Origin of the sequence: Vibrio sp. 1F263, assembly GCF_041439035.1 — a bacterium.
Classification (GTDB): Bacteria; Pseudomonadota; Gammaproteobacteria; order Enterobacterales; family Vibrionaceae; genus Vibrio; species Vibrio tasmaniensis_A.
This window is the reverse complement of sequence record NZ_JBGONI010000015.1, coordinates 47,570-58,863: the sequence shown is the minus strand read 5'-3', so window position 1 is coordinate 58,863 and position 11,294 is coordinate 47,570. Positions and strand designations below refer to the sequence as shown.

The 11,294-nt window shown below is 43.1% G+C and carries 10 protein-coding genes; 7 read left to right on the top strand and 3 right to left on the bottom strand.

Annotated features, from left to right (window positions below; all coding sequences use genetic code 11):
- Positions 1-4: 4 nt before the first annotated feature.
- Positions 5-1,345 carry a Na(+)-translocating NADH-quinone reductase subunit A gene (locus tag ACED25_RS11750; RefSeq protein ID WP_009848371.1) on the bottom strand — a complete coding sequence of 447 codons (1,341 nt, stop codon included), beginning with the start codon at positions 1,343-1,345 and terminating at the stop codon, positions 5-7.
- Positions 1,346-1,864: 519 nt separating this feature from the next.
- Positions 1,865-2,173: a transcriptional regulator BolA gene (gene bolA, locus ACED25_RS11745; protein ID WP_009848370.1), complete on the bottom strand. Its 309-nt coding sequence runs from the start codon at positions 2,171-2,173 to the stop codon at positions 1,865-1,867.
- Between the two features lie 174 nt (positions 2,174-2,347).
- On the opposite strand from bolA, the gene ACED25_RS11740 reads away from it, so the two are divergent.
- From ACED25_RS11740 to ACED25_RS11725, 4 genes are all read left to right on the top strand, one after another.
- Complete coding sequence (locus ACED25_RS11740; protein WP_017098022.1) at positions 2,348-3,499, top strand: class I SAM-dependent methyltransferase; 1,152 nt, start codon at positions 2,348-2,350, stop codon at positions 3,497-3,499.
- Positions 3,500-3,565: 66 nt separating this feature from the next.
- Positions 3,566-4,135 carry a YajG family lipoprotein gene (locus tag ACED25_RS11735; protein WP_009848368.1) on the top strand — a complete coding sequence of 190 codons (570 nt, stop codon included), beginning with the start codon at positions 3,566-3,568 and terminating at the stop codon, positions 4,133-4,135.
- Positions 4,135-4,683: a peptidylprolyl isomerase gene (locus ACED25_RS11730; protein WP_371695320.1), complete on the top strand. Its 549-nt coding sequence runs from the start codon at positions 4,135-4,137 to the stop codon at positions 4,681-4,683. Before ACED25_RS11735 ends, ACED25_RS11730 begins: the two co-directional genes overlap by 1 nt.
- Before the next feature lie 51 nt (positions 4,684-4,734).
- Positions 4,735-6,093: an MFS transporter gene (locus ACED25_RS11725; RefSeq protein ID WP_012603364.1), complete on the top strand. Its 1,359-nt coding sequence runs from the start codon at positions 4,735-4,737 to the stop codon at positions 6,091-6,093.
- A 91-nt stretch (positions 6,094-6,184) separates the two neighbouring features.
- Here ACED25_RS11725 and ACED25_RS11720 read toward each other — a convergent pair whose 3' ends face one another.
- Complete coding sequence (locus ACED25_RS11720) at positions 6,185-7,531, bottom strand: DUF4397 domain-containing protein (RefSeq protein ID WP_371695319.1); 1,347 nt, start codon at positions 7,529-7,531, stop codon at positions 6,185-6,187.
- A 512-nt stretch (positions 7,532-8,043) separates the two neighbouring features.
- Between ACED25_RS11720 and ACED25_RS11715 the strand changes: the two genes are divergently transcribed.
- The 3 genes from ACED25_RS11715 to csdA all read left to right on the top strand — a co-directional run bounded on the left by ACED25_RS11715 (position 8,044) and on the right by csdA (position 11,234).
- On the top strand, positions 8,044-8,931 hold the full coding sequence (locus tag ACED25_RS11715; RefSeq protein WP_371695318.1) for an outer membrane protein OmpK: 888 nt from the start codon (positions 8,044-8,046) through the stop codon (positions 8,929-8,931).
- Between the two features lie 110 nt (positions 8,932-9,041).
- Positions 9,042-9,935: a 2-dehydropantoate 2-reductase gene (gene panE / locus ACED25_RS11710; protein WP_371695317.1), complete on the top strand. Its 894-nt coding sequence runs from the start codon at positions 9,042-9,044 to the stop codon at positions 9,933-9,935.
- A gap of 87 nt (positions 9,936-10,022) precedes the next feature.
- Positions 10,023-11,234 carry a cysteine desulfurase CsdA gene (gene csdA / locus ACED25_RS11705; RefSeq protein WP_371695316.1) on the top strand — a complete coding sequence of 404 codons (1,212 nt, stop codon included), beginning with the start codon at positions 10,023-10,025 and terminating at the stop codon, positions 11,232-11,234.
- Positions 11,235-11,294 lie beyond the last annotated feature (60 nt).

The following is an 11,294-nucleotide window of genomic DNA, read 5'->3' as shown; positions in this document are numbered from 1 at the left end:
AAAATTACCCTTCCTTCTCAATCGTATCTAGGCATTCACGAAGTAGTTGACCGTACTCGTACTTACCTGGACATACAAAGGTACACAATGCTACATCTTCTTCGTCTAGTTCTAGCGCACCAAGTGCTTGAGCACTATCAATGTCGCCTGCACATAGATCACGAAGCAGCAATGTAGGTTCCATATCTAGAGGCATTACGCGCTCGTAGTTACCAATTGGAACCATTGAGCGGTCACTACCGTTTGTCGTCGTTGTCATGTTGAACAACTGACCTTTAAACAGGTGACCAAGGAATGAACGAGTAACAGAGAACTTGTTCTTACCAGGCATAGCCCAGCCGAATAGCTCTTTATCACGACCTTCACGTAGAACAGAAACTTGCTGATGGTAACGACCAAGGAAAGCATGTGGACCTGTTGCTTCAGTACCCGTAAGTACAGAACCAGAAATCACACGAACTTCGCCTGGCATTAACTCGCTGTCTGTCAACTCTTCAAGGCTAGCACCAATTTGAGTACGAACTAGACGTGGGTTATTCACAACTGGACCAGCCAGAGAAACAACACGCTCAGAGTAAATCTCACCAGTAAGGAAAAGCTTACCGAATGCGATAACATCTTGGTAGTTAATGCTCCACGCTACATTTTGTGCATTTACCGGATATAGGTAATGCATATGCGTGCCTGCAAGACCTGCAGGGTGTGGGCCATCAAAAACATGTTCTTCAACGTTAGACTGAGCTGAACGAGGTAAGCTAGTACCTTTTTTACAAACGTACACTTTACCGTTAGTCAGAGTTGAAAGAAGATCTAAACCAGCAACGAAAGCATCAGACTGCTCGTTAATGATTAATTCTGGCTCAGCTGCTAGCGGATTAGTATCCATAGCAGTAACGAAAATAGCCTGAGTTTCAGAATCAACTGCTGGAACCTTGCTGAACGGACGAGTTCGCAAAGCGGTCCATGCGCCAGACTCAACTAACTGAGTTTTAACCGTTTCACGGTCAAGACTTACTAGTTGGTTAGCTTCATAGCTATTGAACGTGATTTGCTCATTGCCTGCTACTTCAATCACTACTGATTGAAGAACACGCTTAGCACCACGGTTCACTTCAATAACTTTACCGCTTGCTGGAGAAGTAAATACAACACCTGGGTTCTTTTTATCTGCAAAAAGAACTTGGCCTTTCTTCACTTCATCACCAACGCGAGCATGCATCGTAGGACGCATACCAACGTACTCTTCGCCAAGCAAGGCGACTTTAGTGATGGACTTACCATCATTAATCACCTGGGATGGAGTTCCTGCGATAGGAAGATCCAAACCCTTCTTTATTGTAATCATACGCACTTGCACTACTTTATCGGGAAAAAGATTCTTTTAATTGCGTAAATTCGGGACGTTTTAAAATCGCCCTTAGACACGACATTACAGTGTCCGGTTCTGGTAAATTCGAGATACCAAAATCGCAACATTACATTAATAAACCCATCACAAAGATTATGTGAGATTTATCAGGTGCCGTATTCTAGCATTTTTTGACAACTTGATGCCATGACCAATAACTTGAATACGGCCTTAATTTGGTGAGATTTGAAGCATATGGACTCTCAAATATGTATAAATTTGACGAGCCGCACAGATAAAATGGCTTTTGAATCGTGTTTTAAACAAGAGATTAATACTCTGTCACAAACTAATATTTTACGAGTTATGTTGAAACACTGTTAATAAAAACATTACTCATTGTGGGTATTTAAAGACGCCTAATTTGACATCAATTTGAGTGATATAAACCCTAAAAACACATCAGCCTGGCGATAAAAAAGGCAGCATCGCCACCTCTTCTATCAGTTAGTTTTATTACTTACCACCGCCCATACACATCGGGCTGTCTGGCACGTTATCGAGTTGCTTCATCCATTCATCTTTTGTATAAGTGTGAATAGATAGTGCGTGAATATTATTCGCTAGCTCTTCTGAAAGTGCTTTATTTACCGCTCGATGACGACCAATAAGGCGCAAGCCTTCAAACGCATCGCTGACAACAATCACTTTAAAATGACTCTCAGAACCAGCCGGAACATTGTGCATGTAGCTCTCATTGACCACGTTTAAATGACTTGGTGAAAACTCATTGTGCAATTTTGTTTCGATAACTTCTTGGATCATTATGATTCCTTAATAACGTATTGGCATTATCTGTGGGGGAAGTATAAACCCTAACTGGTCGACTGTCTGAGTATTTCATAACGAACGACTTAGGTTTGGTTGAGTTTTTTCTATCTTGTTCAGGCTGCATTTGAGACAATATCTTTGTTATTTCTTACATAAGTATCTCAAGCTATGAAAACCGAACTTACTCTTCTCGATAGAACTTTGACCTTACATCGTTTCCCCAACCGTTCAAATGAAACCCTTCAAGCTTGGGATGCGGGCGACGAATACATTATTAGTCACGTTGAAGAGATGAATCTGGAACCTGGCAAACACATCCTGATCATGAACGATAGCTTTGGTGCCCTGTCAGCATGGTTCTCTAAAGATCATGATGTCACCATGATGAGCGACTCGTTTATCTCTCATCGCGGTGCGCTAAAAAACTTGCAGCGCAATCAAAGTAACCGTGTGAACTTCCTGAATACGATGGATGATATCCCACACGGTATCGATCTTGTGATCATGCAACTACCGAAAACAAACCGTCATCTAGTATGGCAATTGAGCCAACTACGCCAAGCGTTGCCAGAAGGCTGCCAAGTCATCGGTGTAAACAAAGTAAAAGATATCCACACATCTACACTTAATATTTTCGAAAAATACCTAGGCGAAACCAAAACTTCTCTAGCGAAGAAGAAACATCGCTTGGTTATCTCTTCACCAAATTGTCAGCCGATTCAAACGGTCGAGCCTTTTGTTGAATGGGATGTAGACGGTGAAGATATTCGCCTGAAAAATTTACCGAACGTTTACTCAGGCGAGGCACTCGATCAAGGTGCTCGCTATATGCTAGAGCACATCCCTCAAGATCCTGAACTGCGTCATATCATCGATCTAGGTTGTGGCAACGGTGTATTGAGTGTAAAAGCTGGGCAATTAAACCCACAAGCGCGTATCACCTGTGTTGATGAAAGCTTTATGGCAGTGGAATCAGCGCGCCAAAATATTAAGGATAACCTTGGCGAAGAAGGTAATTTCCAGTTCATCGCCAATAACTGTTTAGATGGTTTTAAGAAAAACAGCACTTACTTAGTTATGTGTAACCCTCCGTTCCACCAACAACAAGCGATTACAGATCACATTGCATGGCAAATGTTCTGTGATGCAAAGCATGTTCTTAGCAACGGAGGCAAATTAATTGTTATTGGTAACCGACACCTCGGATACGATGTCAAACTAGCAAGACTATTTGGTGAAGCAAACGTTGAAACGCTTGAACTAAACCAGAAATTTGAGATATTACAAGCAACAAGAGAACCTGCGAATTTTAATAAATAAGCAGAAACGACGTCACAAGAATTTAAGATACCGAGCTCCTGGTGTGAATTTAGAAAGGATAAAGGAATGAAAAAACTGATTTTGGCTGCTTCTATTTTGGCTTTGACAGCATGTTCAGCCCCTCAGCAAGAACAGATCAACGTAATGCCAGAAGCTTCACTAAGCTCAAGCAACCTTGTACAAGGTAAAACATACACACTAACCAGTAAAGATGTTCGTGCCGCTCAATATGTTGCATTGGTTGATAGTGGCCGTTCAAACATTCAGCCAATTCACGCTAAGCAAAACATGCGTATTTCTCTAGAAAACGCTATTGCTCAACAATTAGAGTCTCAAGGCTTTCGTGCAAGCGTAAACAGTGAAAACTCAATTGTTTTAGAGATTCAAGAAGCGCTCGTTACCGTCAAGCACACCATCATGGAAAACCAAATGGATGGTAAAGTAACACTTGAAGTAACCGCTGAAACGCCTGAAGGCAAGCTAGTTAAGACATTCAATGGTACAGCAACTCGCACAGGTGCATTAAGTGCATCAAATGACGATATCGCAATGGTACTAAACGATGTTATCGACTTAGTTCTTAAAGAGATTGCCAATGACCAAGAGCTGCAAACTTACATGAAGGAACGTTTCTAATGGGACGCATTCTATCTTCTATCGCATTGATGCTGGTGAGCGTGAGCGTTTGGGCTGGTCCTAAAGTGAACGTAGAAACAACATTAGGCGTCTTCACTATCGAGCTAAACCAAGAGCAAGCAACGGTTAGTGTTGATAACTTTCTGAAATATGTTGCTGACGGTAGCTACGAAGGCACTCAGTTTCACCGTGTGATCCCGGGCTTTATGGCTCAGGGTGGTGGCTTCGATCAAGATATGAAGCAATTAGCAACTTATGCGCCTATCAAAAATGAAGGCAGCAATGGCCTGAAGAATGATACTGCAACGATCGCAATGGCTCGCACCAATGCACCAGATTCTGCAACTCGCCAGTTCTTCATTAACTTTGCAGACAACGATTTCTTAAACGCGAAAGGCGGTAATCCTGGTTACGCTGTGTTTGGTAAAGTAACCGATGGTTTTGACGTTGTTCAGAAGATGGCAACAATTCCAACCAAGCGAATGGGCCGCATGTCAGACATTCCTGTCGACCCAATCGTCATCACTAAAGTGACCCTTCTTAAGTAATCCAATGTAACGCCCTTATTCTTAAGGGCGTTTTCTATACAAGGACGCCCCATGTCATCAGGCACCCCCTCTCTTTCTTGGATGCAAACTTTCCGCAGCTACTTAGACAAACGTCTACTTTGGGTGTTTATGCTCGGTTGTTCGAGTGGCTTCCCATGGGTTCTGATTGGATCCAACATGTCTGGTTGGCTAAAAGATGCCGGTTTAACTCGTGCTGCGATCGGTTATTTCGGCAGTGTGTTTGCTGTCTATGCTATTAACTTTTTATGGGCACCGTTGGTAGACCGAGTCAAACTGCCAGTTTTACACGCGATATTAGGCCAACGACGCAGTTGGATATTCTTGTGCCAAAGCTTGGTATTGATCTGTACCCTGTTCATTGCTGGAGTAAACCCAGCCAATGACTTGATGTTCACCTCTATGCTTGCTCTCGGAATAGCTATCGCCTCAGCAACTCAAGATGTCGCAATAGATGCCTTCCGTATTGATTCATTTCCAAAATCGGAAGCATCAAAGTTGCCACAAGCATCCGCAATGGCCGTGATGGGATGGTGGACTGGCTATTCTCTTCCAGGTTATCTTGCTTTTATCAATGCTGACTCAATCGGTTGGAATGGTGTGTATTACGGTATGGCTGGTGTGGTTGTCGTGTTAATGCTGTTTACTCTTTTTGTCGGAGAACCCAATACACAACGTGAAGCATTACAAGAGCAAGCACAACAACGTCACAACAGAGTTGTGGGTTCAAAAGTCGTCGCTTGGTTCAGCGTTACAGTGCTAGAACCGTTTTATGATTTCTTCAAACGAAACGGAGTTCAAGTTGCCATCACCCTTCTACTGTTTGTGTTCCTATTTAAGATAGGTGAAGCCTTCTTGGGTAGAATGTCAATCACCTTCTATAAAGAGATAGGCTTTAGCAATGAACAGATTGGCCACTACTCTAAGTTAATCGGTTGGGGCGCGACGATATTCTTCACCTTGCTCGGCAGTATCTTCAATGTGAAATTCGGTATTGTACGCGGACTAATGATTGGTGGCATCGCAATGGCAGCCAGCAACCTAATGTTTGCTTGGATCGCTCAGGCTGGCCCTAGTGAAACTCTGTTCTTGGCAACTATCATTGTCGACAACTTCACAACCGCCTTTTCGACGGTAGCATTTGTCTCTTTCTTAACCTTACTGACTGGTCAAGCTTTCTCAGCGACGCAATATGCCTTATTAGCATCCTTAGGCAATTTCGGTAGAACAACACTGGCTTCATTCAGTGGCGAGCTCGTCGATTACCTCAATGATTGGTCAACCTTCTTTATACTGACGTCATTAATGGTGATTCCGAGTTTGATCATGCTCTATTCGTTACGCCACTTTTTCACTGATTTATTAGAAAAAGCGAAAAACAACCACGAATAAAAGAAAAAGAAAGCAAAAGAGAAGAGGGGAGCATTGAGCTACCCTCTTCTCTTTTCTATTTTCTATTTTCTATTTGCAGACGCTTAACGGATTAATCTGTAGTTTCACTTACTATTAAGTTAAATCCCGTTCCCATCGAATCATCAATCGCCACTACTTGATACACAACACCGTTAACTAAGGTCGCAGGCGCGGAGTCAATAGCAACAGTAGATGGATCGCCAGCCACCGTAATCGTCACATAGTAAGTTCCCGCAGCTACATAAATACCATTCGCGAAGTCTTTGAATTTCACATTACTCAACGCAGGCGTACTTCCAGAAATTCCCACGTTCTCGGTTAAATAAATATCAACCGAAGCTGCAATTGGATTAGCTGCAGCATGAGTAATGTTCAATACTGCACTGGTTGCAACAGAGCGTCGATTTTCTGGAACAACTAGCGCTTCCAAATTGAAAGGACTTACCGTCCCCACGGCATAGATACTGTAATCCATTCCGGCAAACACCGCTAAACCGTCAACATCAATGAATGTTGGAGAGGTGGTTGCTGTTTCATAAATATCGATATCGTAACTGCCTGCTGCCAAATCTAAGAAGCCACGAACTTCTTTAAACATTAGAGCATCAAGAGGAGCAAACTTAGCCGAGTTTACAAACACATCCACAGAGGGTGCACCATCAACTAAATGCCCTACTCTCACTTCTGCAGATTCTGCCATGTCGTAAATTATAGATGAACTTTTGCCATCCATTACCATCAGCTTCACCGGAGACGTACTGGTTGAATCCGCTCTTGGCACGGCTGCAATGGTCAGCTCGCTACCAGCAGGGAGAGTGATCTCTCCTGAATCAAACGCGATAGCACTTCCACTCACGGTTTCTAATCTCACACGATATTGACCAGCAGGAATATTGAGTACGTCAGTAAAATCTTTATAGCCCAGCGTACCAAGCGGAACGCCCAATGGATCACTCGGCCCTGTCACATATAGGTTTACATCGCCGCCCCCTGTTGCCGCGTGTACTACTTGCACATCTAGACTTGAACTTGTCGCCGTTCCCGCAGCAGGTCGTGTAACAACCAAAGCCTCAACCGGGTTGTTGGAACCGTCAGCATCACCGACCACCATCACCGTGTAATCTAAATCACCGCTTAAATCGAACTGGCTTGGCGGAATCACTGTCGCCACACCATCTCCAGGGAGTTGAACATCGACCTGTAGAGTTGTCTGGCCTTGATTGACCGAGGTATATCCAGATGCCTGAGCATAATCAACCCCAGTCCAACGAGCCTGACTATTAACTAACACATTAGCTAGTGGAGCATCTGGCGATGCGTGAACAGCTTGCAGCTGGGTTGTTGGTTGATCGTCATCATTACACCCTACAATGAATAGGGCTGACATCGCTACAGCGAGTATAGGTGAATATTTCATTGGTCTTCTCTCCAAAAAGTTCGACCAGTTCGTCACACAGCAGATAAGCTCAGGAGCAGATCTTTAAATGTTGCCTCAAAATTGGTGCAATGAACGGTCTCAATATTATCAGCGATGAAAAAACAAACAGATTTAAAAGTCAGGCTAGTCATCACATGAATTGTTCATCAATTGATTCAAACTTCAGTACGGAGTTGCTTGGAAATGGATCAAAGGCAGGATCGAAACGTTCGCTGAATGAGGTGTTTTTTTACGAGAAAACGCTTAGAAAGAAATACTGTTGATTTTGATATGCATGTCACGATTTTTGGTAGAATCGTTTGCTTAGAGCGGTATTTCACCAATTTATACACAAAATCATCGAATTTCACAAAATCAATAGAAGTAGGGATTCATCAAGATGCATAGCAACTTTAAAGTTCCATCATTTAGATCGTTAGTGTGATCGCGCTCACCATAATAATCATAGTTTTCACTCTGTCTCACTTTTATTTGAGAACAAAATCGCTATTATGCTCGACATTCGGACATATAAACACGCACGGATTAGCGGGTTACTTATTTCAAACATAGAGAGTTCCATTATGCGTAAATCACTTTTAACTCTTGGCCTACTTGCAGCAGCTTCTGCTCCAGTAATGGCGGCTGATTATTCTGACGGCGATACTCACAAGAATGATTACAACTGGATGCAGTTTAATATCATGCACACTATCGATGAGAAGCCTCAAGACAAAGATCATACTTATCTTGAAATGGAGTTTGGTGGACGCTCTGGTATCTTCGATCTTTACGGTTACATTGATGTATTCAACCTAACTAACGATAGTGGCAGTGATAAAGCAAATGACGATCAACTGTTTGTTAAATTTGCGCCTCGTATGTCTATCGATGGTCTGACTGGTAAAGACCTTTCTTTTGGTCCAGTACAAGAACTATACGTTGCAAACTACACAACTATCGATGGCAAAGCTGACGGTGGTTACGCAACTAAAACAGGTATCGGTTCAGACGTAATGGTACCTTGGTTTGGTAAAATGCAATTCAACCTTTACGCTACGTACGATCTAAATGCGAAAGACTGGAACGGTTACCAATTTTCTACAAACTGGTTTAAGCCATTCGTAAACTTCGATAACGGTTCATTCATTGCTTACCAAGGTTACATCGATTACGAGTTTGGTCGTGATAGTTCATACAACCAGTCGAGCAACGGCGGATCTATGTTCAATGGTATTTACTGGCACAATGACCAATTTGCTGTAGGTTACGGTCTTAAATTATACCAAGATGTATACGGTCTAAGAGATGGTGCTCTAATGGATCCGAATAAACCACAAATTGGTGAATTCTCTACTTCAGGCGTAGGTCACTACTTCGCTGTAACTTACAAGTTCTAATCGAACTTCTAAGAAAGTTTCCAAAATGGCACCCTCGGGTGCCATTTTTTATTGCTTTCATTTAATGCCTCGCTATCCTTGCAGCACCACTTTCTTATCTCGGTATTGCTGTGAACATCACTATTGTTGGGCCTGGGGCTATCGGCTCTTTGTGGGCGATAAAACTACTTCAAGCGGGTCATAATGTGGCTTTGTGGAGTCGTTCCGCAGATAACTCAATTGACTTATCGCTTGATGAACAAACTTCACTTTCCTTCAGTAACAACAATATTGAGAAGCTACCAGAAAGTGATCTAGTGATCTTCACGGTCAAAGCTTGGCAAGTAGAAGAAGCAACCACCCCACTGCTTCAATATCTCGACCCTGACACTATTCTCATGTTCATGCACAACGGTATGGGAGCGGTCGATAACATTGCTAATCAAATTGACGCTCACCCTGTAGTATTGGCGACCACGACTCAAGCAGCATTCAAACCCAATAGCAACAATGTATCCCACACCGGAATCGGCCAAACTCAATTGGGTGCGTTTAACCTCAAGGGTCAACAGTGCACTTTTTTGGTTGATGTGTTGGAACACGCCCTACCGAGCGTAAATTGGAATCCAGAAATAACAACGGCGCTGTGGGCTAAACTCGCCATCAATTGTGCGATCAACCCACTGACTGGGCTGGAACAAATCAAAAATGGAGAGCTTGCTGACCAAAGGTTTAACGAAGTTCTGAGTTCTATAGTTAAAGAACTCACGCAAGTGATGCAGGCGGAAGGCATTAATTGTTCATTCGACAAATTAGAAACAAGCGTAAAACACGTTATTCAAGCGACAGCAAAAAACAATTCATCCATGAAGCAAGATATGTTTTACCAACGTAAGACAGAGATCGACTTCATTACCGGACACCTAATAAAGACAGCACTCAAACATCAGATAGAAGTTCCTGTTAACCAAAAGCTGTTTACGCAGGTTAAAGAACGAGAAAATAGCTGGAATCATCAAGATTAGTCAGCAACGATTAACAAGTCGCGATAAAATAACGATACCGCTCAGCATAACGCTAGCAACAATTTCCAAGATTTTAGGTAAGAATAGATGCTTGATATCAATCACATCCGAGAGCAGTTTCCTGCGCTATCACAAACCATCAATCAACAACCGTTGATTTATTTAGACAGCGCGGCAACGACACAAAAACCTCAGGTGGTTATTGATGCCATTAGCCAATACTACTCCAAACAAAATGCCAATGTTCACCGTGGTAGTCATAGCTTAACAGCCAACGCGACCAGTCAATTTGAAGCCGCCAGAGATAAGGTCGCTCAGTTTATCGGCGCAAGCTCTTCAAAAGAGATTATTTGGACTCGCGGCGCAACCGAAGCACTTAACCTGATCGCACAAACTTACGCAAGAAGCACGCTTCAACCTGGCGATGAGATCTTAGTCAGTGAAATGGAACATCACGCCAACATCGTGCCTTGGCAAATTGTGGCTGAACAAACTGGTGCTAAAGTCGTGAAAGTACCAATGACATCAGATTGTGACTTTGACGTTGTTGCGTTTGACGCCCTTTTGAATGAACGAACTAAGATTGTTGCTCTGGCTCAGATAACCAATGTTACTGGTTCTCGTCAGCCCATTAAACAAGTTATCGAGAAAGCCCACAAGAAGAATGCGATTGTTGTGGTCGATGGAGCGCAAGGTATTGTTCATGAGCCTGTAGATGTGACTGCTTTAGGGGCTGATTTCTACGTGTTCTCTGGGCATAAGCTCTATGCTCCAGCTGGTATTGGGGTGCTTTATGGCAAGCTTGAATTGCTCCAAGCGATGCCCCCTTGGCATGGCGGTGGCAAAATGGTTGAGCGCGTGTCTTTCTCTGGCACTACATTTTCTGAACTGCCGGGGAAGTTTGAAGCGGGCACGCCAAATGTAGCAGGAGCGATAGCATTAAATACCGCAATAGAATGGTTAAGTGATTTTGCTCAACGAGATGTCGAAAATCATATTCACCAGCTACAGCACGAGACTTATCTTGCACTCAGTAAACTGGATGATATTCAGGTATTGGGTTATCAACCCAACGCAAGTGTGATTACTTTTGTGATGGATGGCGTTCACCACCAAGATATTGCAACCCTGTTGGATCAACAAGGTATCGCAGTACGTGCTGGACACCACTGTGCTCACCCATTAATGGATGCACTTAATGTGAAAGGAACGGTTCGTATTTCATTTGGTATTTATAACAATCTAGATGATGTTGAAAAGCTCGTAGCGGCGATAGAAAAAGCCGTTGATATGCTGTAGCGAGTAGCGAGTAGCGAGTAGCGAGTAGCGAGTAGCGAGTAGCGAGTAGCGAGTAGCGAA

What these genes read in the sequence shown, in the direction of transcription:
- ACED25_RS11750 (WP_009848371.1), bottom strand. Translation starts at nt 1,345, where the DNA reads ATGATTACAATAAAGAAGGGTTTGGATCTTCCTATCGCAGGAACTCCA.
- bolA (WP_009848370.1), bottom strand. Translation starts at nt 2,173, where the DNA reads ATGATCCAAGAAGTTATCGAAACAAAATTGCACAATGAGTTTTCACCA.
- ACED25_RS11740 (WP_017098022.1), top strand. Translation starts at nt 2,348, where the DNA reads ATGAAAACCGAACTTACTCTTCTCGATAGAACTTTGACCTTACATCGT.
- ACED25_RS11735 (WP_009848368.1), top strand. Translation starts at nt 3,566, where the DNA reads ATGAAAAAACTGATTTTGGCTGCTTCTATTTTGGCTTTGACAGCATGT.
- ACED25_RS11730 (WP_371695320.1), top strand. Translation starts at nt 4,135, where the DNA reads ATGGGACGCATTCTATCTTCTATCGCATTGATGCTGGTGAGCGTGAGC.
- ACED25_RS11725 (WP_012603364.1), top strand. Translation starts at nt 4,735, where the DNA reads ATGTCATCAGGCACCCCCTCTCTTTCTTGGATGCAAACTTTCCGCAGC.
- ACED25_RS11720 (WP_371695319.1), bottom strand. Translation starts at nt 7,531, where the DNA reads ATGAAATATTCACCTATACTCGCTGTAGCGATGTCAGCCCTATTCATT.
- ACED25_RS11715 (WP_371695318.1), top strand. Translation starts at nt 8,044, where the DNA reads ATGCTCGACATTCGGACATATAAACACGCACGGATTAGCGGGTTACTT.
- csdA (WP_371695316.1), top strand. Translation starts at nt 10,023, where the DNA reads ATGCTTGATATCAATCACATCCGAGAGCAGTTTCCTGCGCTATCACAA.